This window comes from Methylobacterium persicinum (assembly GCF_022179525.1).
Classification (GTDB): Bacteria; Pseudomonadota; Alphaproteobacteria; order Rhizobiales; family Beijerinckiaceae; genus Methylobacterium; species Methylobacterium persicinum.
The window spans coordinates 31,216-53,606 of record NZ_BPQX01000032.1 but is presented as its reverse complement, the minus strand read 5'-3'; the positions used below and the strand labels follow the sequence as shown (position 1 = coordinate 53,606).

General features: G+C 70.4%; 21 protein-coding genes and 2 riboswitches. Of the genes, 16 read left to right on the top strand and 5 right to left on the bottom strand.

The window, feature by feature from the left end; translation table 11 throughout:
* Positions 1–177: 177 nt before the first annotated feature.
* Together MFF22_RS13900 and MFF22_RS13895 are read left to right on the top strand one after the other, a co-directional pair.
* Positions 178–1,404 carry an IS256 family transposase gene (locus MFF22_RS13900; protein ID WP_238249562.1) on the top strand — a complete coding sequence of 409 codons (1,227 nt, stop codon included), beginning with the start codon at positions 178–180 and terminating at the stop codon, positions 1,402–1,404.
* Complete coding sequence (locus MFF22_RS13895) at positions 1,405–2,028, top strand: autotransporter outer membrane beta-barrel domain-containing protein (RefSeq protein WP_238249561.1); 624 nt, start codon at positions 1,405–1,407, stop codon at positions 2,026–2,028.
* A 108-nt stretch (positions 2,029–2,136) separates the two neighbouring features.
* Here the strand turns inward: MFF22_RS13895 and MFF22_RS13890 are convergent, their stop codons facing one another.
* A complete protein-coding gene (locus tag MFF22_RS13890) occupies positions 2,137–3,399 on the bottom strand; it encodes a D-amino acid dehydrogenase (protein ID WP_238249560.1) in 1,263 nt (420 codons plus the stop codon).
* A gap of 71 nt (positions 3,400–3,470) precedes the next feature.
* Positions 3,471–3,581, bottom strand: a riboswitch (glycine riboswitch).
* A gap of 3 nt (positions 3,582–3,584) precedes the next feature.
* Positions 3,585–3,686, bottom strand: a riboswitch (glycine riboswitch).
* 173 nt (positions 3,687–3,859) lie between these two features.
* Here MFF22_RS13890 and MFF22_RS13885 point away from each other — a divergent pair.
* On the top strand, positions 3,860–4,327 hold the full coding sequence (locus MFF22_RS13885; RefSeq protein WP_238249559.1) for a DoxX family membrane protein: 468 nt from the start codon (positions 3,860–3,862) through the stop codon (positions 4,325–4,327).
* Positions 4,328–4,467: 140 nt separating this feature from the next.
* On the opposite strand, the gene MFF22_RS13880 is transcribed toward MFF22_RS13885, so the two are convergent.
* Positions 4,468–5,076 (bottom strand): glutathione S-transferase, encoded by a 609-nt coding sequence (locus tag MFF22_RS13880; RefSeq protein WP_238249558.1) that lies wholly within the window; start codon positions 5,074–5,076, stop codon positions 4,468–4,470.
* A 184-nt stretch (positions 5,077–5,260) separates the two neighbouring features.
* Here MFF22_RS13880 and MFF22_RS13875 point away from each other — a divergent pair, with 184 nt between their 5' ends.
* The 3 genes from MFF22_RS13875 to MFF22_RS13865 all read left to right on the top strand — a co-directional run bounded on the left by MFF22_RS13875 (position 5,261) and on the right by MFF22_RS13865 (position 6,554).
* Positions 5,261–5,902, top strand: a complete 642-nt coding sequence (locus tag MFF22_RS13875) for a L,D-transpeptidase (RefSeq protein ID WP_238249557.1) — start codon at positions 5,261–5,263, stop codon at positions 5,900–5,902.
* An 8-nt stretch (positions 5,903–5,910) separates the two neighbouring features.
* Entirely contained in the window at positions 5,911–6,186 is a 276-nt protein-coding gene (locus tag MFF22_RS13870; protein ID WP_238249556.1) for a hypothetical protein, read from the top strand.
* 137 nt (positions 6,187–6,323) lie between these two features.
* Positions 6,324–6,554, top strand: coding sequence for a hypothetical protein (locus MFF22_RS13865; RefSeq protein WP_238249555.1), 231 nt, complete (start codon positions 6,324–6,326; stop codon positions 6,552–6,554).
* A 12-nt stretch (positions 6,555–6,566) separates the two neighbouring features.
* On the opposite strand, the gene ggt is transcribed toward MFF22_RS13865, so the two are convergent.
* The gene (ggt, locus tag MFF22_RS13860; protein ID WP_238249554.1) at positions 6,567–8,339 is read right to left on the bottom strand and encodes a gamma-glutamyltransferase; all 1,773 of its coding nucleotides are present in this window, start codon (positions 8,337–8,339) and stop codon (positions 6,567–6,569) included.
* Between the two features lie 273 nt (positions 8,340–8,612).
* Positions 8,613–9,623, bottom strand: coding sequence for a 1-aminocyclopropane-1-carboxylate deaminase (locus tag MFF22_RS13855; RefSeq protein WP_238249553.1), 1,011 nt, complete (start codon positions 9,621–9,623; stop codon positions 8,613–8,615).
* A 141-nt stretch (positions 9,624–9,764) separates the two neighbouring features.
* Between MFF22_RS13855 and MFF22_RS13850 the strand changes: the two genes are divergently transcribed.
* From MFF22_RS13850 to MFF22_RS13820, 7 genes are all read left to right on the top strand, one after another.
* Positions 9,765–10,244: an Lrp/AsnC family transcriptional regulator gene (locus MFF22_RS13850; RefSeq protein WP_238249552.1), complete on the top strand. Its 480-nt coding sequence runs from the start codon at positions 9,765–9,767 to the stop codon at positions 10,242–10,244.
* Positions 10,245–10,392: 148 nt separating this feature from the next.
* A complete protein-coding gene (locus MFF22_RS13845; RefSeq protein WP_238249551.1) occupies positions 10,393–11,322 on the top strand; it encodes a glycosyltransferase family protein in 930 nt (309 codons plus the stop codon).
* Positions 11,319–12,290, top strand: a complete 972-nt coding sequence (locus MFF22_RS13840) for a glycosyltransferase family 2 protein (RefSeq protein ID WP_238249550.1) — start codon at positions 11,319–11,321, stop codon at positions 12,288–12,290. The genes MFF22_RS13845 and MFF22_RS13840 overlap by 4 nt, the downstream gene beginning before the upstream one ends.
* Positions 12,291–12,311: 21 nt before the next feature.
* Positions 12,312–13,079 carry a glycosyltransferase family 2 protein gene (locus MFF22_RS13835; protein WP_238249549.1) on the top strand — a complete coding sequence of 256 codons (768 nt, stop codon included), beginning with the start codon at positions 12,312–12,314 and terminating at the stop codon, positions 13,077–13,079.
* Positions 13,079–13,804: a TVP38/TMEM64 family protein gene (locus tag MFF22_RS13830; RefSeq protein ID WP_238249568.1), complete on the top strand. Its 726-nt coding sequence runs from the start codon at positions 13,079–13,081 to the stop codon at positions 13,802–13,804. The genes MFF22_RS13835 and MFF22_RS13830 overlap by 1 nt, the downstream gene beginning before the upstream one ends.
* Before the next feature lie 5 nt (positions 13,805–13,809).
* Positions 13,810–15,243 carry a DUF2142 domain-containing protein gene (locus tag MFF22_RS13825; protein WP_238249548.1) on the top strand — a complete coding sequence of 478 codons (1,434 nt, stop codon included), beginning with the start codon at positions 13,810–13,812 and terminating at the stop codon, positions 15,241–15,243.
* 70 nt (positions 15,244–15,313) lie between these two features.
* A complete protein-coding gene (locus MFF22_RS13820) occupies positions 15,314–15,730 on the top strand; it encodes a DUF4864 domain-containing protein (protein ID WP_238249547.1) in 417 nt (138 codons plus the stop codon).
* A 223-nt stretch (positions 15,731–15,953) separates the two neighbouring features.
* Here MFF22_RS13820 and MFF22_RS13815 read toward each other — a convergent pair whose 3' ends face one another.
* The gene (locus tag MFF22_RS13815) at positions 15,954–16,298 is read right to left on the bottom strand and encodes a hypothetical protein (protein WP_238249546.1); all 345 of its coding nucleotides are present in this window, start codon (positions 16,296–16,298) and stop codon (positions 15,954–15,956) included.
* 196 nt (positions 16,299–16,494) lie between these two features.
* Here MFF22_RS13815 and thrC point away from each other — a divergent pair, with 196 nt between their 5' ends.
* The 3 genes from thrC to MFF22_RS13800 all read left to right on the top strand — a co-directional run bounded on the left by thrC (position 16,495) and on the right by MFF22_RS13800 (position 22,331).
* A complete protein-coding gene (gene thrC / locus MFF22_RS13810; protein WP_238249545.1) occupies positions 16,495–17,907 on the top strand; it encodes a threonine synthase in 1,413 nt (470 codons plus the stop codon).
* A gap of 7 nt (positions 17,908–17,914) precedes the next feature.
* On the top strand, positions 17,915–19,213 hold the full coding sequence (locus tag MFF22_RS13805; protein ID WP_238249544.1) for a M16 family metallopeptidase: 1,299 nt from the start codon (positions 17,915–17,917) through the stop codon (positions 19,211–19,213).
* A gap of 253 nt (positions 19,214–19,466) precedes the next feature.
* A complete protein-coding gene (locus MFF22_RS13800) occupies positions 19,467–22,331 on the top strand; it encodes an EAL domain-containing protein (RefSeq protein ID WP_238249543.1) in 2,865 nt (954 codons plus the stop codon).
* The last annotated feature ends 60 nt before the right edge of the window (positions 22,332–22,391 follow it).

The following is a 22,391-nucleotide window of genomic DNA, read 5'->3' as shown; positions in this document are numbered from 1 at the left end:
GGCGGCGGGCTACACCGACGACACGCTGGCGCTGAACCTGCGCTCGTCGCGGGGCGAGGTGAAGACGGTGTTCGGGGGGCTGTATGCGGGGGCCCTGTACGGGGCGCTCGACATCAAGCTGGGACTGTCAGGAATTTCGTGCGGGAGCGGCATGATTGGGAACGGAGGTGATTCCCCATGCCTGCACGCAAGACGACGAGGATATCGGCGGAGCTGCTCGACCAGCTCTTGGACGGCGCCGAGGCGAAGACGGCTTTCGACAAGGATGGCCTTTTCGACGAGTTGAAGAAGGCGCTCGCCGAGCGGGCGCTGAACGCGGAGATGGACCATCATCTGGCCAGCGAGGCCGCGGCCGGGGTGTCGAACCGGCGCAACGGCGCGGGCCGCAAGACGGTGCTCACCGAGACGGGCTCGATCGAGCTGGAGATTCCACGCGACCGTAACGCCAGCTTCGATCCCCAGCTGATCGCCAAATACCAGAGGCGTTTTCCCGGCTTCGACGAGAAGATCGTCTCGATGTACGCGCGGGGGATGAGCACGCGGGAGATCCAGGGTCACCTGCGCGATCTCTATGGACTGGAGGTCTCGCCGGACCTGATCTCGACGGTCACCGACCAGGTGCTCGAGGAGATCGCCGCCTGGCAGTGCCGGCCTCTGGAAGCTGTCTATCCCCTGGTCTTCTTCGACGCCCTGCGGGTGAAGATCCGCGACGAGGGCCTGGTCCGCAACAAGGCGGTGCACGTCGCCCTGGGGGTGCGCCACGACGGGACCAAGGAGGTCCTGGGCCTGTGGCTGGAGCAGAACGAGGGCGCCAAGTTCTGGCTTCGGGTCATGAACGAGCTGAAGAACCGCGGCGTGGAGGACCTCCTGATTGCCGTGGTCGATGGCCTCAAGGGCTTCCCCGACGCGATCCGCGCGACCTTTCCCGAGGCGACGGTGCAGACCTGCATCGTCCATCTGCTGCGCCACAGCCTCGACTTCGTCTCCTACAAGGACCGCAAGGCCGTGGCGGCCGCCCTGAAGGACATCTACCGGGCCCTCGACGCCGACGCCGGCGAGCGGGCCCTGGCGGCCTTCGAGGCGGGGCCCTGGGGGAGCCGATATCCGGCCATCGCCATGAGCTGGCGCCGGGCCTGGACCGAGGTGATCCCGTTCTATGCCTTCCCGGGCGAGGTCCGGCGGATCCTCTACACCACCAACGCCATCGAGGCGCTGAACGCCAAGCTCCGCCGAGCGGTGAGGGCAAGAGGCCACTTCCCCAATGACGAGGCGGCCATGAAACTGCTCTTCCTGGTCTTGAACCAGGCCCAGAAGGACTGGAAGATGGCCGCCAGGGAGTGGTGCTTGGCCAGGGCCCAGTTCGCCGTGCTCTTCGGCGAGCGCTTCACACGGGCCGCGGCCTGAATGTCAAACCGCCGCTCCCGCACGAAATTCCTGACAGTCCCCATCAAGCTCGGGGTGATGGGCGGCGGGACGCAGGCCACGACGCAGCGGACGGTGCTGTTCCCGTCCTTCATGGACACGGCCCACGGGCGCGGCGACGGCACGCTGGTGCAGGGCTTCGGGGAGGTAGGCTACCGGATCGGCCTGCCGGAGGGCGCCGCGCGGGGCTACGTGGAGCCGGTGGTCCAGGGGGCGGTGATCCACGTGGACCAGGACGGCCTGCGGGAGACGGGCGGTTCGGCGGCGTTGCGGGTGTCCTCGCGTTCGGCGGATGTGGGGACGACGACGCTGGGCGTTCGGAGCGAGGTGAGCCTGTCGGCGGCGCTTCCGGTGATGGCGCACGGTTTCGTGGGCTGGCGCCGTGCCTTCGGCGACGTGGTGCCCCGGGCGCTGGTCGGGTTCGGGGGCGGGGCGACGCCGTTCGCCGTGGCCGGGACGCCGATCGACCGGAACGCGGCGGTGGCGGAGTTCGGGCTGGACTACCGGGCGAGCGCGGCGATGACGCTGGGCGTGAGCTACAGCGCGCAGGTGGGCTCCCGGGCCTCCGACCAGAGCGTCAAGGGCCGGTTCGAGTATCGGTTCTGATCCGCCCGGCGACCGGGTTGATTGCAAGACCACAAGAAGAGCCCCGGCGTCCGGCCGGGGCTCTTTCGTTTTTGGGCCGGACGGCCCTTGCCTCGGGCGGACGGTGAGTCAGGCCGCCAGGGGCAGGCCAGCGGCCCTGCCGGGCTCGGAGGCCGCCGCGACCGCCTCGGCGACGAGTTCGGCGGTGGCGCCCGAGAGGGTCCAGCCGAGATGGCCGTGGCCGGTGTTGTAGAAAACCCCGGCCCGGCGGCCGCGCCCGACCTTGGGCAGCATGTTCGGCAACATGGGCCGCAGGCCGCTCCAGGCCACCACCCGGTCCGTGTCGACGCCGGGGAACTGCGCCCTCGTCCAGTCCACCAGGGGCTGGATGCGGTCGTGGCGGATGTCGCGGTTGAAGCCGTTGAACTCGGCGGTGCCGGCCACCCGGAAGCGGTCTTCGCCGAGGCGGCTCGTGACGATCTTGGTGGCCTCGTCGAGGATGCTCACCTCCGGCGCCGCGGCCCGGGCCTCGGGTGTGTAGAGGTTTACGGTGATCGAGTAGCCCTTCACCGGATAGACGTTCACCCGGTCGCCCAGCATCGCCGCGAAATGCCGGCTGCCGGTGCCGGCGCAGATCACCACGGCGGCGGCGTCCTCCATCCGCGTGTCGCCCCGCCCGGCCTCGCGCCAGTGGATCCGGTGGGCCCCCTCCCCGCCCGGCTCGATCGCCTCGACGGTGGCATCGTGCACGAAGCGTACGCCCCTGCGGGCGCAGGCGGCGGCGAGGCCGCGGGTGAACTTATGGATGTCGCCGGTGGCGTCGGAGGGCGTGTAGAACCCGCCATAATAGTCGCCCGCCAGCGTCGGCTCGATGGTCCGGATCTCCTCCGGGGTGACGGCATGCCGCTCCAGCCCGCCCTCGCGCAGCAGGGTGTTGACGGCCTCAGCCTTCCGGAAGGCGGTTTCGTCCCGGTAGAAATGCAGGATGCCGCGGGTCTTTAGGTCGAAGTCGATCCCCTCCGCCCGGGCCATGCCGAAGAGGGCTTCCCGCGCCCGGATCGCGAGACGCACGGTCTCCACGGTGTTCTCCCGGTAATGGGCGATCTCGCGGACGAATTCAGCCATCCACGACAGCTTGTGCCAGGAGGGGGCCGGGTTCATCAGCAATGGCGCGTCGCGCCGGGCCATCCAGCGCAGGCCCTGGATCACCGTCGAGAGCTTGTTCCATACTTCGGCATTGCAGGCCGAAAGCTGGCCGCCGTTGGCGAAGGACGTCTCCATCGCGGCATAGCGGTTGCGGTCGTAGACGGTGACGGGGTAGCCCCGGATAGCCAGGGCATAGGCTGTCGTCACGCCGGTGATGCCGGCGCCGATCACGGCGATGGGGGTCATGGGTCGAACGCTCCGGGACATGGGAGGGACGCGAGGGACCGGCGTCGTGTGTCGCCGGCCGGTTGCGCCCCATCTGTCCCGGTGCCTGAGAGCTTGATCCGGCGCCGCCTTGGCGTGGCGGTGAGCACGGACGTCCCCTTCGGCGGGTGCCAGCGGACGAACCGCCGCACCGCTCTCCAGATCGCCCCGACGACACGGTTCTGGTGCCTGAGAGTTTCCGGGGCGGTTGCTCCGTCGGCGCCGGGCCGCCTCTAGGGGGTGGTCCCGGTCTCTCCCGCATCATCGTGATGGGCGCTGCGACACTAACGCAACGGCGGCTCAGAACAGAAGCCCATTTGGCCGGCAACGCGCCCGGAATGCTTGCAATCCGCAGGCCCTGTCAGCACGGCGGCGAGAAACCTTCGCCGGCCTCGCGGCTTTGGTGGGCAGCCGACCCGGCGCGGGGGGAGAAACGGACCGGATGACAAGCCTCAGCGTGGCCATCGCCTTCTTCGTCCGCCTGCTCCTCGTCCTGCTGTTCCTGCCGTTCAGCGCCCTCGACAAGATCGTGAACTTCAAGGGTGCGGTCGGGCAGGCCAAGCAGGCGGTCCACGCGACGGCCCCGGCCGTGGTGCTCATCCTGATCGGGCTGGCGGTGGAGATCGGGATGTCGGCCTGCATTCTGGCCGGTACCTTCGACCGGGCCGCCGCCTTCGTGCTGGCAGGCTATTGCGGCGTCACCGCCCTGCTCTGGAAGCAGTTCTGGAAGCCCGGCGACTTCTGGTCCGGGGGCAAGGGCCGGGAATTGTTCTGGGATTTCCTGAAGAATTTCGCCCTGGCCGGGGGCTTCCTGCTCATCACCTTTGGGACGGGGGCAAGGACCGTGGACAGTTTCTTCGCCGATCCCCTGGCCTCATCGCATCCCTACACGGTGACGGAGGCGCGCTAGTGCTACGGCGCATTCACCTCGTTCATGCGAACGAGCACTAGCTCTTTGTTATTCATCAATTTTTCCAGATCCGGATGATGCCTCCGTCTGGATCGATGCACGGGGCGGAGGGCTGGGAGGGTCCCCTCCCCCCCTTCGGCTCACCCCTGCGGCGGCACCGTCGCGGTCATCGAGGGGCGACCCTCGAACACGGCGTACCACGCGGCCGTGGCGGGACGCCCATCCCTCCATGCGAGGTCGGGGAAGCGGTAATCGAGGTAACCGAGGGCGCAGGCGATGGCCACCGTCCCGATATCGAGCACGGGCATGTCAGCCACCACCCCTTCGATCCGGTCGAGGGCGGCGCGGATCTTGGCCACCTGGCCCGCATCCCAAGCGTCCCAGCGCAGGGGCTCCGGCCGGAGCACGCGCTCGTAGCGGGTGATGAGGGCGGCATCGAGGATGCCGTCGGCGAGGGCCTGACGGATCAGGGCATCCCAGCGCTCGGCGCCTTCGGGAAAGAGGTGCGTCCCCTCCGAACGCATGTCGAGGTACTCGCAGATCACCCGGCTGTCGAAGAGGCAGGTGCCGTCGTCGAGCACCAGGGCCGGCACCTTCCCCAGGGGGTTGTGGGGGGCGACGTCGGGGGCACCCGCCGTCGGCGACGTTCCGGCGGTGACGACCTCGATCTCGCCGGCCTGGCCGGTCTCGTGGGCCACAACCAGCACCTTGCGGGCATAGGGGGAGGCGGGGGAGTAGAGAAGCTTCATCGGCCGGTCCCGGAATTGTCGTCGGCGCACCACGCACCGATCCGCCGTGGAAATCCAGCCCCGCTCGGCAGCTTTCCGCGGCAAGTTCGACCACGCAGGTCTGGAACCCCCCGGCCGTTGGGGCGTAGCTTGAGCAGAACGCCCTGCTCTGCTTCCACCGTCGCTGCCATCTGGGGATGCATCCATGCGCGCCCGAGCTTCCACCATCCTCTCCGGACTCGTCCTCTCGCTGATCCTGGGCGCCCCCTCGGCCATGGCCGACGTGGTGATCACCGTCGACAAGTCGGCCCAGCGGATGAGCGTCGCCGTCGATGGCACGCCGCGCTACTCCTGGCCGGTCTCGACCGGCGGGTCCGGCTACGACACCCCGTCCGGCAGCTACCGTCCGTTCCGGATGGAGAGGACCCACTTCTCGAAGGAATGGGACGACGCGCCGATGCCCTTCGCGATGTTCTTCACCAACCAGGGCCACGCGATCCACGGGACCAACCATGTCCGCAGCCTCGGGCAGCCCGTGTCCCACGGCTGCGTGCGGCTCTCGGTGCGCAACGCCGCGACCCTGTTCGGCCTCGTGAAGGCCGAGGGAATGGGCCACACCCAGGTGCGGATCGAGGGTGAGGGTGTCCCCATGGCCGAGGGCGAGCCCCGGATCCGCAGCGCCCAGCGCCGGGGTGGATACGGTGCCGCCTCCTTCGACGACGATCAGATGGGCGCCCGGCCGGCCTACTACGCCGTTCCGGTTCGGCGTTCGCCGTATCGCGACCCGGTGGGGATCGACGGCTACGGGTATGGCTCCGCCCCGGCCGACCTCTACGACGGCTACTGAGGCCGTCGATGACGCCCCTCCCCCGTCTCGCGCTCCCGGCTTTCGCCATGCTGGCGGCCCTGGGGGCGGCGCAGGCCCGCCCCGCCGGCGGCGTTTCCCAGGATTCGGACCGGGTGCTGATGCGGATGGCGGTGCAGGACAGCCGTACCCTCTGGCCCGCATGGCGGCACGGGCGTCCCCTGTCCAGTGTCTTTCCCCCCGCAACGCGGGAGCGGGTGGCGGCCCCGCCTTTCGCCGGATGGGGCTACGGGACCACCATTCCCGGGGCGTGGCCGTCTTTTTGAGAGACGGCTCTCGGACCTCCCCGGGAAACTCGGCCCGTTAACTCTTCTTCTAAGCGAAGCCTTTACGGGCGCCCGCGACACTTGCGCGGGTACCTCGCCCTTCCGGGCGGGACGTCGCAGAGAGGAGGGACGATTCGATGAAGCGATCTGCTGCCATCGCCGCCGTATGCCTCGCGCTCGCCGCTCCGGCCTCCGCCAGCACGGGTGACCATACGGTCCTTACGGGACGGCGCCTCGAAGGGCTTCTGACCGCCACGGAACCTGGCACAACGGGCTCGGTCCAGCCGGCCCCCGCCACGACCGCGAAGCCTTCCTGCCCGCCCGAGAAGCGGGTCGGCACCGGCGCGGGCTTCTGCCTCATCAACTAAGACGCGCCGGCCTCACTCGCCGATGGCGGCCCCCGCGGGACGGCGGTTGTCGTTGGCGCCGTAGATCAGGCCCGGCTGCATGCCCCGGGTGCGCGAGGCATCGTTGCCCGAGGACGCCGCCCCCTCCTCGTGCTTGAGCGCGCCTCGCACGGCGATGAGCTCTTCCGCACCCCAGGGGACCTGGATGCTGAGGGTATGACCCATGCCCTTCAGCGCGGCCTGGGTATCCGCCGAGAGGGCGAAGGGCTCGGCGTAGACCGTGTCCGGCAGCCATTGGTGGTGGATGCGCGGGGCATCCACCGCTTCCTGCGGCTGCATGCCGAAATCCAGCATGTTGATGATCGTCTGAGCGTTGATGGTGATGATCCGCGAGCCTCCGGGCGAGCCCACCACCATGACCGGCTTACCATCTCGCATGACGAGGGTTGGCGCCATGGACGAGAGGGGGCGCTTGCCCGGCGCGATGGCGTTGGCGGTGCCCTGAACGAGGCCGAACAGGTTCGGCACCCCGACCTTCACGGTGAAGTCGTCCATCTCGTTGTTGAGGAAGAAGCCGGTTCCCGGGGCGATCACGCCGGAGCCGAAATAACCATTGATCGTGTAGGTCAGGGAGACCGCGTTGCCCGCCTCGTCAAGGACGGAGATATGCGTGGTCTCGGCGTGCTCCCTCGGGAGGATCAGGGTCGGATCGGGCTTGATCGCGGATGAAGGGGTCGCCCGGTCCGGGTCGATCCCGGCTCGCAGGGTGCGGGCGTAGTCCGGCGAGATCAGCCGCGCGACGGGGTTTTCGACGAAGGCCGGGTCGCCGAGGGTGGCGTTGCGGTCGGCGTAGGCCCGGCGCATCGCCTCGACCATCAGGTGAACGCTCCGCGCCGAGTTGAAGCCCGCGCCGGCCAGATCGTAGCCGTCGAGGATCGCCAGGATCTCGCACAAAGTCGTGCCGCCCGAGGAGGGCGGGGGCGCCGACAGGATCGTGGCGCCGCGGTACGGGCACGCGAGCGGGTCGTCCTCCGTGACGGTATAGCTGGCGAAATCCGCCGCGGTGAGGATCCCGCCCCCTTGCCCCGAGGCGGTCTCGACGGCCTGGGGGATCCTGCCCTTGTAGAAGGCATCCGCGCCGCCATCGGCGATGGCCTGGAGCGTCCGGGCGAGATCGGCCTGGACCAGCCGGTCCCCCGGCCGGAACGGCGAGCCGTCCGGCCTCAGGAAGATCCGGGCGACGGCTGGATCCCTGGCGAAGGTGGCGGTGCCAGTCTCGAGGATGTCCGTGTCCGCCCGGGTCAGGACGAAGCCGTCCCGAGCCAGGGCGACGGCCGGCGCCACGATCCGCGCGAGGGGCATGGTGCCGTAGCGGGCGAGGGCGGTGGTGAGGCCGAGCACCGTCCCGGGCACCCCGGCGGCCTTCCAGCCGCGGAGGGAGGCACCCTTCACGACCTTGCCCGCCGGATCGAGATACATGTCCTGGCTCGCTGCGCCGGGGGCCTTCTCGCGGAAATTGACGAAGCGGCTCCGGCCGTCCCCCATGTGCAGCAGCAGGAAGCCGCCACCGCCCAGGTTGCCGCAGCAGGGATTCACGACCGCCTCGGCGAAGGCGACCGCGACCGCCGCGTCGACCGCATTCCCGCCCGCCGCGAGGATGTCGGCGCCGATCTGCGAGGCCAGCGCCCGGGACGACACCACCATGCCGTGCGCGGCCTCGACCGCGGGAGCCGAGGCCGCCCGCGCCGTGGCTGGCAGGGCCAGCGACAGCGCGACGACGAGTGCGGTCCGCAAGCGTGCGATCATGGGAACCTTAACCGGCGGCGGGGACCGCCGTTCCGGGACAGCCTACACGGGGCGTCGGTTCTCCGCACCGGGCGAGGCGGCTTCCCCCGTAGGGGAGCGTGTCCCGGCGTCCGTCCCGGCCTTGAACCTAATCCCGAGGTGCCCGCCCCCGGCGGGCCTAGACGGAGGGTTCCAGACTGCGCGGCGATCCCTTGGAGCCCTCCTTCGAGGCCGCTGCTGCGCAACGGCACCTCAGGATGAGGGCGGGCAGAAAGTGCGCTGACGAAGCCGCCCTCACCCGTTGCGGAAGGTGTAGCTGTAGCCGTTGAGTGCCGGCGCGCCGCCGAGATGGGCATAGAGCACCTTGGAGCCTTCGGGGAAGAAGCCCTTCTTCACGAGGTCGATCATGCCCTGCATCGACTTGCCCTCGTAGACCGGGTCCGTGATCATCCCCTCCAGACGCGCCGACAGGCGGATCGCCTCGACGGTCTCCTTCGAGGGCACGCCGTAGACCGGATAGGCGTAGTCCTCCTTGATGACGACGTCCTCGTCCTCGATCCGGGCGGCACCGACCAGTTCGGCGGTGTTGCGGGCGATCTCCAGCACCTGGGCGCGGGTCTGCGCGGGCGTGCAGGAGGCGTCGATGCCGATGACGTTGCGGGCCCGCCCGTCGGCGCCGAAGCCCACGACCATGCCGGCATGGGTGGAGCCGGTCACCGTGCAGACGACGATGTAATCGAAGCGCAGGCCCATCTCCTTCTCCTGGGCGCGGACCTCCTCGGCGAACCCGACGTAGCCGAGGCCGCCGTACTTGTGGACCGAGGCGCCCGCGGGGATCGCGTAGGGCTTGCCGCCCTCGGCCTCGACTTCGGCAAGCGCCCGCTTCCAGCTGTCGCGGATGCCGATGTCGAACCCGTCATCCACGAGCTGCGCCTGGGCGCCCATGAGCCGCGACAGGAGGATGTTGCCCACGCGGTCGTAGACGGCATCCTCGTGCGGCACCCAGGCCTCCTGGATGAGCCGGCACTTCAGGCCGAGCTTGGCCGCCACCGCCGCCACCATGCGGGTGTGGTTCGACTGTACGCCGCCGATGGAGACCAGGGTGTCCGCCCCCGACTTCAGGGCATCGGGGACGATGTATTCGAGCTTGCGCAGCTTGTTGCCGCCATAGGCGAGGCCGGAATTGCAATCCTCGCGCTTGGCATAGATCTCGACCCCGCCCCCGAGATGGGCCGAGAGCCGCTTCAGTGGCTCGATCGGCGTGGGGCCGAAGGTCAGGGGATAGCGCTCGAATTTCTCCAGCATCGGGTCTCTCCGGGGTCACTGAACTCCGGCAAAGCTAGCAAAGCTGGTGTGAAAGGTGCTCTCGATCTTTCGCCATGCGTCTATACGATGTTTCGCCAGTAACGCTAAAATCCGCGTTTCCTTCCGGCTCCGGGCGCCATTGTGAAAGAATCTTCCGTTCCGCCTTCGCTCGACCGGACTGACATCCGGATCCTGCGCCTGCTGCAGGCGGACGGCCGGATGGGCAACGCCGAGATCGCCAAGCGGGTGAACACCAGCGCGGCCACCTGCCATCGCCGCCTGCAGGCCCTATTCGCGGATGGCGTCGTCCGGGCGGTGAGGGCGCTGATCGACCCCGCCCGGGTCGGGCGCGGCACCCTGGTGATGGTCGGCGTGGTCCTCGACCGCTCGACGCCGGAGAGCTTCTCCGCCTTCGAGGCTGCCGTGCGAGCGATCCCCACCGTCCTCGATTGCCATCTCGTGGCCGGGGATTTCGATTACTTCCTGAAGATCCGCGTGTCGGACATGGCGGACTTCAACGCGCTCCATAGCGTCACCCTCCTCGGCCTGCCGGGGGTGCGCCAGTTGCGGACCTTCTTCGTGATGAAGGAGGTCATCGACAACGCGCCGTTGCAGCTCTAAACGCATGATCGGTGTGATTGTGGGATTTTTGCCCACAATCCCGTGAGCGAGGCGTGAACCTTGGTCAAGCCCGTTGCGTGGCCTCATGAAAACCGCATTGCCGCCGTCAGCAGCTTCCCCAGAAAGGCCACCATCCGGATCGCCGCCCATGCCGTCCCCGCCGCCAGAGCCGGCGACCGCCGTCCCCGCGCCGGGGCTCGCGCAGGTCGCCGCCGGGATCACCCTGTTCCACCCCACCGCCGAGCAGATCGCGGCCCTGCCGGGGCGCCTGCCGCAGGGGCTGTGCGCGCGGCTGGCCTTCGCCAACTCCGTCCTCGGGCCCGACGCCTGGGACGCGTTGGCGGAAGCGGGTTTCACGCTCCTCGGGGATGGGACGAATCTCGGCATCGCCGAGGCCCTGAACCGCCTCGCGGAGGCGGCCGGGACGGCGGGGGCGCAATGCCTCTACCTCCTCGATCAGGACGCGGCGGCCGATCCGGCCCTGCCCGCGTCCCTCCTCGCCGGGCGCGAGGCCCTGCGCGCCCTCGGCCTGACGCCGGCCGTGGTCGGGCCGGCCCCCGCCGCCGCCGCCGGGCACAAGGCCCCCTCCTATCCCGCCCGCTCCGGTGCGGCTCCGGTGGCGGGATTGCGCCCGGTGCAGTTCCTGGCGACCTCCGGCTCCCTCGTCGATCTCGCCGCCTTCGCCCGTACGGGGCCGTTCCGCACCGATTTCTTCATCGACGGCGTCGAGCTTGAATGGTGCTTCCGCGCCTGGAGCCTCGGCTGCGGCACTTACCTCGACCCGGCCTCGTCCCTGCCCCACCGGGTCGGCGGCGGCACAATCCGCGCCTTCGGGATCGCCATGCCGCGCCAGCCCCTGTTCCGCATGGCAACCTACCTGCGCAACAGCGTCTACGCGTGGCGGCTGCCGCACCTGCCCCTGTCGTGGAAGCTGGCCCAGGGCCTCTACCTGCCAGCCCAGGCGGCCCTGTACTGGGCCGATTCCGGCTGCCGACCCGCCGTCCTCGCGCGCCTCGCCGGGGCAGCCCGCGACGGGCTGCTTGGGCGTCTCGGCCCCCCGCGGGACTTCGGACGATGACCGAGCTCGACGTGGTCATCGTCAATTGGAACGGCGGCTCTCTCCTGCGTGACTGCCTCGCCGGCATCGCCGCGTCCGAGGGGGCGGAGCGTATCGCGGTGAGCGTGGTGGACAACGCCTCCACCGACACATCCCTCGATGGCCTGCCCGCCCTCCCCGGTCCGTTCCGGCTGATCCGCAACGGCGAGAACCTCGGCTTCGGCCGGGCCTGTAACCAGGGCGCCGCGGCGGGAACCGCCCCGGCGATCCTGTTCCTCAACCCCGATGCCCGGGTCGAGCCCGACACCCTCGTCTGCGCCCGCGCCGCCCTGCTGGTCGAGCCCGGCTGGGGGATCGTCGGCGCCCGCCTGCGGGAGGCGGACGGCACCACCGCCCGGTCCTGCGCCCGCGCCCCGACTCCCGCCGGCATGCTCGGCCGGGCCTTCGCCCTGGACCGGCTGGGCCTCGCGCGGCCGCACTTCATGCGCGAATGGGACCACGAGACCGACCGCGCTGTGGATCAGGTCATGGGGGCCTTCCTGATGATCCGGCGGGACCTATTCGCCGCCCTCGGCGGCTTCGACGAACGGTTCTTCGTCTACTACGAGGATGTCGATCTGTGCCTGCGGGCGCGCGAGGCGGGCTACGCCGTCCGCCACCTCGCCGGCCCGAGCGCCCGGCATCTCGGGCAGGGCACCACCCGGCAGGCCAGGGCGCGGCGCTTATTTTACATCTTGCGCAGCGAGATCCTCTACGCCGGCAAGCATCACGGCCGGGCCGTGGCCCTCGCCCTCACGGCGAGTGCGTTCGGCGCGCAGATTCCCCTGCGCCTCACCCAGGCCCTGCTGCGCCGCTCCCCCGCCGAGGCCCGGGAGGTGCTGCGCGCCGCTTGCCTCCTGGCCGCCGCCCTGCCGGAGATCCTGTCGGGCCTCCGGGCCGGGTCTACCCCCTCCCCCGCGGTGCCGGCCGGTTCCGGCGAGCGTGCCTGAGTCCCCACAAGAACGAGCCTGATGCTGCACGGACAGAGAATCACCGTCGTCCTGCCTGCCTACAACGCGGCGGCGACCCTCGAACGCACCCACGGCGAGATCCCCTTCGACATCGTCGATGACGTGATCCTCATCGACGATGCGAGCCGGGACGCCACCGTGGCGGTGGCCGAGCGGCTCGGCATCCACACGGTGCGGCATGCCACGAACCTGGGCTACGGCGGCAACCAGAAGACCTGCTACCGAACCGCCCTGGAGCGGGGGGCGGACGTGGTGGTGATGCTCCACCCGGACTACCAGTATGCCCCCCGTCTCGTGACGGCCATGGCCTCCATGATCGTCTCCGGAGAGTATGACGCGGTGCTGGCCTCGCGCATCCTGGGCAACGGCGCCCTGGCAGGGGGCATGCCCCTGTACAAGTACGTCGCCAACCGCGGCCTCACCCTGGTCCAGAACTGGCTGATGGGGCAGAAGCTCTCCGAATACCATTCGGGCTACCGGGCCTGGAGCCGCAAGGTCCTCGAATCCCTGCCCCTCGACCGCTGCTCGGACGACTTCGTCTTCGACAACGAGATGCTCGCCCAGGCGATGCACCAGGGTTTTCGGATCGGCGAGATCTCCTGCCCCACCCGCTATTTCGACGACGCCTCGTCCATTAACTTCCGGCGCTCGTGCATCTACGGCCTCGGGGTCCTGCGCACGAGCCTCGCCTATCGCCTGCACCGCTCCGGCCTGAAGGCGGATCCGCTCTTCGCGGATGGGGCACAGCCCCTAGAGGTCCGGCCGTGATGCTGCCGAAGGCCTCCCGCCTCGCCGGCCTTCTGCTGCTCGGTGTCCTTGCCGCCGCGCCACTGGCGGTGGGAGTCCTCGCCCCCGACGCCGCCGAGCGCGTGGCGAACGGCCTGAAGGGCCTCGGCCCCTCCGGGCCGGCGATCATCCTTGCCGTCCAGGCGCTCGTGGCGGCGTCCGGCGTGGTGCCCGCCTCCGGGATCGGCATCGCCGCCGGCGCCCTCCTCGGGCCGGTGGAAGGGTTTGTCGTGGCGGCGGCGGGTACCCTGGCCGGTGCCCTCGTCACCTTCGGCCTCGCCCGGACGGTGCTCGGCGCCCGGGCCCTGGCCCGGTTCGGCGGCCGGCGGCTGGCCGCCCTCGACGGGGCGCTTGCGGAGGAAGGATGGCGCCTCGTCTGCCTGATCCGGCTGTCGCCGATCATGCCCTTCGCGCCGACGAGTCTCGCCCTCGGCACGACCGCAGTGGGACTGCGCGACTACGCGCTGGGCACCCTGGCCGCCCTCCCCGCCCTGTTCGCCTACGTGGCCCTGGGGGCCCTCGGCCGGGGCGGCGGCCACCTTCTCTCCGGTGCCGGGCCAGCGGAATGGCTGCGCCTCGGCGTGCTCGGCGCGGGAGCCGTGGCCACGATCCTCCTGATGATGCGCCTGCGCCGGATCCTCGGTCGTGCCCTGCCGGACCATGCCCTTCCGGGCGGGACACCGTCGCGCGAAGACCTGCCCGCGTGATCCGCATGCCCCGCGTCCCGTCCGGGCCCCGGTTCTGGTGCCTCGCCTATCTGTGCCTCTGCGCCCCTGTCTGCATCGCCCTGGCGCTGATCGTGCCGCCGGGCGAGGTCGCCGACGAGGCCGCCCACCTCGCCCGCGCCGCCGCGCTCATGCAGGGGGATTTCGTCGGCCACCGGGAGAACGTGCGCTATGCCGACGGCTCGACCCATGTGGCGGCCGGGGTGCGGATCGATCCCGCCTGGATCCGGGTGGCCCTCTCGCGGCCCAAGGATTTCTGCGGCGGCCTCGCGGCCGACGACGGAACGCCCGACGCCCGGGGGCGGCTGTTCATGCCCCTCTACACGGTGGGCACCTACCCGCCCTTCCTCTACGCGCCGGCGGCAATGGGCCTCGCCGCGGGGCGGATCCTCGGGCTCGCGCCGGAGGTCTGCGTCTATCTCGGTCGGCTCGCCAACGCGACCGCCACCGTGGTCCTCGCCATGGCCGCCCTGGCCCTGGCGACCCGCGGGCGGGCCGCGCTGTTCGCGCTCCTCGCCCTGCCGATGACCCTGTCCCTGGCGGCCTCGTTCAACCAGGACGCCCTGATCATCGCCCTGTCCGCCCTGTCGGCCGCGCTCCTCACCCCCCGCGATCCGGCGGGCCCCGGCTCTCGCCTGAGAATCTCCGGGGCGATCCTCGGCATCGCCCTCGTGGTGCTCGCCAAACCCCCCTATGCGGGCCTCGCCGCGATGCTGCTGGTCCCCCTGAACCGGGCCGAGACCGGCAGTCTCGCGCGCCATGCCGGGCGGCGCCTCGCGGCGGCTGTCCTCGCCGTCCTGCCCGCCGTGGTGTGGACCGCCGCGGCGACGGCCTTCGTCGCCACCCCCGTGCCGCGCTACGCCTACGAGGCCGGCCCCCTCTGGTCCGGGCCGCGCCCGGCGACCTTCACCGCCACCGATCCAAAGGCGCAGGGGCAGATCCTCTTGGACAAGCCCGCCCGCCTCGTGACCCTGCCCGGGCATTTCTTCGGTACGATCAAGCACCTGACTGTGCTCGCCAAGGGGGCCGTCGGCATCTTCGGCTGGCTCGACAGGCCCCTGCCCGGCTTCGTCTACGGCATCTGGGCCCTGGCCTTGCTCGGCCCCCTGTTCCTTTTGCGCCAGGGGATCGCGCCTCCGTGGCCCGAGCGGATCGTCCTGCCGGCCGCCGCCCTGGCGAGCCTCTGGCTGGTGGTGCTGTCGCAGTACCTGACCTGGACCTCCGTCGGCGCAGACCGGATCGACGGGCCGCAGGGGCGCTACCTGCTGCCGCTGGTGCCGATGCTCGTCCTCGCCTTCGCCCGCATCCGGCCGGGGCCGGTGGGGGCGGGACGCTGGCCGGCGATGCTGCCAGTGGCGGCGGCGGGGATCGACCTCGTCGCCCTGCCGCTCGCCGCCCTGTCCATGACCGTCTCGGCCTGAGCGCCCGGGCGGCTTGCCGGACGCCCCGAGCCGACTACAATCATTGGTTGCTCCCGAGGAGTGACCTGCGATGCGCGCCCTGTCTTGCCTCGTCCTCGTGCTGGGTTGCATTGGATCGGGAGCCGTGGCCGGCGAGGCCGAGCAGGCGGCGGCCCGGACCGTTATCACCCGCCAAGCCGAGGCCTTCGGCCGCGACGATGCCCCGACGGCCTATGCCCAGGCCGCGCCGGCGATCCGGCAGATCTTCCCCAACGCCGACCTGTTCCTCGGGATGGTGCGCAACCAGTACCAGCCGGTCTACCGCCACCGGAGCTTCGTGTTCGGTCAGGCCCGGGACCTCGGCGACACGTCGGTGAGCCAAACGGTGGCGATTCAGGACGAAACCGGCACCGACTGGACGGCCGAATACACCCTGGAGCGCCAGTCCGACGGGGAGTGGCGCATCACCGGCTGCCGGCTCACCAAGGCGCCGGGAACCAGCGCGTAGGATCGTTCCCGCGGCCACCGTCTTCACGGGCGCAGCGAAGCACTCCGGGAGCGCGGACCATCGACCGGGGTGGCGCTTACCCTGGGGTGCTTCACTCTGCTCGCAATGAGGGCGAGGGTGTCACGGAGGTCTGTCGTCCAGAGAGGGCAAATGACCCCTCGGAAGTGCCGACGCGGCCCCCGGAGGCGGCGTCGGCACGGGGCCGTGGCCCGTCAGCGGGGTGTCAGCGACCGTCACCCGGCTTCATGGACTGAAGCTTGTCGAGGAGCTGCGTGATCGTGTCGGCACAGGCCTTGGTGGGCTCGTCGTCGGCGCATTTGACGTCGATCCGCGCATCTCCCCGCTGGAAGACGAAATGGGCCGCCTTCGACGGCGGTGGGGGCGGCGGGGGCGGGGGCGGCGCGTCGGGCCCGCGACCGAAGCCGGGGCCACCCGGCGGCGGCGGAGGCGGCGGGGGCGCGTCGGCCTCGGGGCCCGGGCGCGGCCCGCGAGGCGGCGGCGTCTGGGCCATGGCGGCGGTGCCGAGGAGCAGGGTCGCGACCCCGGCGAGACAGAGCAGGCGCTTCATGAACGGGTCCTTGAGCGTGAAAACATCGTGGGACGCGGCACCGCGGACGGGCCTCGACCCGGCGTTCGATTAGGCGCAGCCCGGCAACCGGCCCTGAACCGGCCGGTTAAGCCCCGGTTCAGCGTCGGATGCGGGATCCGCTTTCGACACGGGCGCCCGCATCGTGTAGACGGGCGGCCTTCCCACGGAGGCCCCTGTGCTCCACGTCTCGACCCGCGGCGAGGCCGCGCCGCTCTCGTTCTCGGATGCGCTCCTGGCGGGTCTCGCCCGCGACGGGGGGCTCTACGTGCCCCAGACCTGGCCGCGAATCGGCCGCGACGAGATCGCCGCTCTGGCCGGCAAGCCCTATGCCGAGGCCGCCAAGCGCGTGCTGCGTCCCCTGGTGGACGGCGAGATCGCCGATGCCGACCTCGACCGGATGATCGACGGCGCCTACGCGACCTTCCGGCATCCGGCGATCTGCCCGATCACCCAGCTCGACGACAACCTGTTCCTGCTGGAACTCTTCCACGGCCCGACGCTCGCCTTCAAGGACGTGGCGATGCAGCTCCTCGGGCGGATGATGGACCATGTCCTGCGCCAGCGGGGCAGCCGGGCGACCATCGTGGGCGCGACCTCGGGCGATACCGGCTCGGCCGCCGTCGAGGCGTTCCGCGGGCTCGATCAGGTCGACGTGTTCATCCTCTACCCGCACGGGCGGGTCTCTGAGGTGCAGCGGCGGCAGATGACCTCCGTCGACGCCCCCAACGTCCACGCGCTCGCCTTGGACGGGACGTTCGACGATTGCCAGAACATCGTCAAAGCGTTGTTCCAGCATGGGGAATTCGCGGACGCGGTGCGCCTGTCCGGCGTGAACTCCATCAACTGGGCCCGCGTCGCCGCGCAGGTGGTCTACTACTTCACCAGCGCCGTGGCGCTCGGCGCCCCCCACCGGGAGGTCTCCTTCGCGGTGCCCACGGGCAATTTCGGCGACATCCTCGCCGGCTGGGTCGCCAAGAAGATGGGTCTGCCGATCAAGCGCCTGATGATCGGCACCAACGCCAACGACATCCTCGTCCGCACCCTCGAGCATGGGGCCTACGAGCTGCGGGGCGTCGAGCCCACCACCTCGCCCTCCATGGATATCCAGATCTCCTCGAATTTCGAGCGCCTGCTGTTCGAGGCCCTCGACCGGGACGCCTCCGGCCTGTCGCGGCTCATGGCGGGGTTGAAGCAGTCCGGCGGATTCCACCTCGACGAAGGAGTGCTGGCCCGGGTCCGGGGGGAGTTCGACGCCCACGCGGTGCCGGAGAACGCCGTGATGGAGGAGATCGCCCTCACCCACGCTGCGACCGGCGTGACCCTCGATCCCCACAGCGCCATCGGCGTCAACGCCGGCCGCCACCTGCTGGCCAGGGATCCGGCGACGCCGGTCGTGGCGCTCGCCACCGCCCATCCCGCCAAGTTCCCCGACGCGGTCTCCAAGGCGACGGGGGGCCGGCGCCCCATCCTGCCGCCACACCTCGCGGACCTGATGGACCGGCCCGAGCGTCTCACCCGCGTCGCCAACGACCAGGCGGCGGTGGAGCGTTTGATCCGCGAACGCGCCCGCATCACGAAGGCGGCCTGATCCGCGCATGAACCAGCATTTCTCGACCCATGCCGCCTCCCCGACCCTCCGGGTCACGCGGCTTCCCAACGGCGTCACGATCGTCACCGAGCCGATGCCGGGGGTGGCGACGGCGAGCTTGGGCGTCTGGGTGGGCGCCGGCTCCCGCCACGAGCGGGCGGATGAGAGCGGTCTATCCCACCTCATCGAGCACATGGCGTTCAAGGGCACGGGCCGCCGCACGGCCCGGGACATCGCAGAGGAGATCGAGAACGTCGGCGGCGACATCAACGCCGCCACCTCCACCGAGACCACGAGCTACACCGCCCGGGTGCTCGGCGAGGATGCGGGCCTCGCCCTCGACGTGATCGGCGACATCCTGACAAGCGCCACCTTCGACGAGGGCGAACTCGCCCGGGAGAAGGGCGTGATCCTGCAGGAATACGCGGCCATCGAGGATACACCGGACGACGTCGTCTACGACGCCTTCACCGAGGTCGCCTTCCCCAGCCAGCCGGTGGGGCGGCCGATCATCGGTCGGCCGGAGACGATCCGGAGCTTCGACGGGGCGGCGATCCGCGCCTACCTCGCCCGGGAATATACCGCCGACCGGCTCGTGGTGGCGGGCGCCGGCAGCGTCGAGCACGAGGCGATCGTCGCGGCGGCAGAGCAGCATTTCGGCACCCTGCCGGCGCACGAGGCGCCGCCGATGGAGCCTGGCCGCTACGGCGGCGGCGGCGAGCGGCGGATGAAGCGCAAGCTCGAACAGGCCAACCTCGTCATCGGCCTGCCCGGCCTGTCCTTCCGGGACGAGGGCTACTACGCCCTGCATATGTTCGCGCAGGTGCTCGGCGGCGGCCTGACCTCTCGCCTCTGGCACGAGGTGCGGGAGACCCGCGGCCTCGCTTACGAGATCCAGGCCTTCCACTGGCCCTTCTCCGATTGCGGCCTGTTCGGCATTGGCGCGGGCACGGCGGGCTCGGACGTGGCCGAACTCGTGGACGTGACCCTCGACGCCACCGCCCGCGCGGCGAAGGATCTCGACGGGATCGAGGTCGCCCGCGCCAAGGCGCAATTGAAGGTCTCCCTCCTCTCGGCCCTGGAGACCCCCGGCGGCCGGATCGAGCGCAACGCCCGCCAGATCCTCGCCTGGGGCCGGGTGATCCCGGCCGCGGAGGTGATCGCCAAGGTCGATGCGGTAACGGTGGATGACGTCCGCGCAGTGGCGGCGCGGATGCTGTCGGGGGCTCCGACGCTTGCCGCCATCGGCCCCATCGCCGGCCTGCCGAGCCTCGACCGCATCGCGAAGGGCCTGCAGGCGGGCTGACCGGTCCGATTTGGGCGCGGTTTCCCCTCTCTCCGCAGGGCGGGGAGAGGGGATGCTTCCTCGTTCGGGTGGACCAACCTTGGCCGACGCGAGCGTCCGAATCCCCCCTCAACTTGATTTGGCCGCAAAAGGGCGCGATCCGCGGGCGGTGGACCGGCACGGCCTCGGCCTTGCCGGGCCTTAGCGTCGCCTTTACCAATCGAGGCCGCCAGGGCGGCCCAAGCCAACACCCCCGGCCGGACACGTCAGCCCTTTGCGCATCCTCGCCCTCCTCCTGATCCTGGTCGGCGGCCTCGTCACCGGCGGACCCGCCCGTGCCGTCGAGGCTGTCCGCGTCGGCCTCGACCAGCCCGTGATCGACCTGACCGGCGCCATCGAGCGCTACCGGTCGGACGGCGACCTCGTGCAGATTTCCACCGCCGCCGGCAAGGACGGCATCAAGCGCCGCATCGTGGTGAAGGCCCGTGACGCCGGCGCCCGGCCCGACTGGATCGCCTTCGCCCTCACCAACGACACCGACGAGCAGATCGACCGCATCCTCGTCGCCCCGCATTTCCGCCTCGTCGGCTCGGGCGTGATCTGGCCCGACCTCGGCGGTTCGCGCATCGCCGCTATCACCGCGAGCCAGGGCATCCGCCCGGAGCGCGACGAGAACCCCGATGCGGACCAGTTCACCATCACCCTCGATCCCGGCACGACGGTCACCTACGTCGCCGAACTGCGCACGCCCAACGTGCCGCAGCTCCACCTTTGGGATCAGGACGCCTACCGCCGGAAGACCTCCGGCCTGACCCTGTACAAGGGCATCATCATTGGGATCAGCGGGCTGCTCGCCCTGTTCCTCACCATCGTCTTCGTGGTGAAGGGCGCGATCATCTTCCCCGCCGCCGCGGCGCTCGCGTGGTCCGTCCTCGCCTATGCCTGCATCGATTTCGGCTTCCTGCAACGGGTCTTCCCGGTGACGGAACTGGCCGAGCGGGTCTACCGGGCCTCCGCCGAAGCGGTGCTCGGGGCAACGCTGCTGGTCTTCCTGTTCGCCTACCTGAACCTCGCCCGCTGGCACGTGCGCTACAGCCACGTCGCGTTCTTCTGGCTCGCCTTCCTCGCGGGCCTCGTCGGGCTCGCGGTGTTCGACCCGCCCGTCGCGGCCGGTGTGGCGCGGATCTCCATCGCGGCGGTGGCCGGCATCGGCCTCCTGCTGATCCTCTACCTCTCGGTCCATAACGGCTACGACCGGGCGATCCTGCTGGTGCCGACGTGGCTCCTGTTGGTGATCTGGGTGACGGCGGCGGGCTTCGCCGTGACGGGGCAGATCGGCAGCGACCTCGTCCAGCCGGCCCTGATCGGCGGCCTCGTGCTGATCGTGATGCTCATCGGCTTCACGGTGCTCCAGCATGCTTTTGCGGGCAGCGGCCTGTCCCACGCCCTCGTCTCCGACACGGAGCGTCGGGCGCTCGCCCTCACGGGAGCCGGCGACGTGGTGTTCGACTGGGACGTCCCCGCCGACAGGATCTTCGTCGGCCCGGAGATCGAGGCGCAGCTCGGCCTGTCGCGGGGGGCGCTCGAAGGCCCGGCCTCGAACTGGCTGGGTGCCCTGCACCCGTTCGACGTGGAGCGCTACTCGGCGGCCCTCGATACGGTGATCGAGGAGCGCCGGGGCCGCATCGTCCACGATTTCCGCCTGCGCTCCGCGGCGGGCAGCTACTTCTGGTACAGGCTGAAGGCCCGTCCGGTGATCGGCGCCGACGGTGAGGTGATCCGGGTGGTCGGCACCATCGCCGACGTGACCGAGGTCAAGACCGCCGAGGAGCGCCTGCTGCACGATGCCGTGCACGACAGCCTCACCGGGCTGCCGAACCGGGAGCTGTTCGGCGACCGGCTCGACGCCGCCCTCGCCTTCGCCAGCCAGGATGCCCGGCTGAAGCCCACGGTCCTCGTCCTCGACATCGACCGGTTCACCGGCATCAACGACGCCATCGGCCTCTCGGCGGGCGACTCGATCCTTCTGACCCTCTCCCGCCGCCTCGGCCGGCTGCTGCGTCCGCAGGACACCCTGGCCCGCCTCTCCGGCGACGAGTTCGCGGTGATCCTGCTCTCGGAGCGGGACCCGGACCGGATCCTCGCCTTCGCGAGCATGATCCAGCGGGCCATCGCCACGCCGATCACCTATGCCGACCGGGAGATCTTCCTCACGGTGTCCATCGGCCTCGCCCTCTATGAGGGCGGCCAGAAGCGCGAAGAGGTGCTGAAGAACGCCGAGGTCGCGATGATCCAGGCCAAGCGCCAGGGCGGCGACCGGATCGAGGTGTTCCGCGCCCACATGCGGGCCGAACGCTCCGACCGCCTCATGCTCGAAGGGGACCTGCGCAAGGCCATCGAACGCAACGAGCTGCGGGTGCTTTTCAACCCCGTGGTCCGCCTCGACGACCGGACGGTGGCCGGGTTCGAGACGGTGCTCCGGTGGGATCATCCGAAGCTCGGGCGCATTCCCGCGGCCACCTTCATGCCGCTCGCCGAGGAATGCGGGCTCATCGTCAACCTCGGCATTTTCGCCCTCGAGCGCACCGCCCTCGAACTCGCGGCGTGGCAGCGCTCCCTGGAAGTGGAGCCGCCGATCTTCGCGGCCTGCAACCTGTCCTCCCGCCAGCTCCTGCGCCACGACCTCCTGCACGATGTGAAGACCGTGCTCGCCCGGTCCGGCGCCCTCCCCGGCTCCCTGAAGCTCGAATTCAGTGAAAGCCTCGTGATGGAGAACCCAGAATACGCGGCGCAGATGCTGTCGCGGATCCACGATCTGGGCGCGGGCCTGTGCCTGTCGGATTTCGGCACCGGCTACTCGGCCCTGTCGTACCTGCAGCGCTTCCCCTTCGACACGATCAAGGTCGATCGGGCCTTTGTCCGGCAGATCGCCTCGGGCCAGACCGGGATCCTGCGCTCGATCGTCAAGATGGCGAGCGAACTGAACCTCGCCATCGTCGCCGAGGGCTGCGAGTCGGAGGCGGATGCCGTGGCATTGGCCGAACTCGGCTGCGAATATGCCCTGGGCCCCGCCTTCGGCGAGCCGATGACCATGCTCCAGGCAAGGCAGATCGTCGGCGCGGCGCCGGAAGCGGCTTAGGGCGCTCCCCTCCCCCCGCATCGCGAACGCGATGACGGAGGGGCGCCCGGCGGGTGGGCC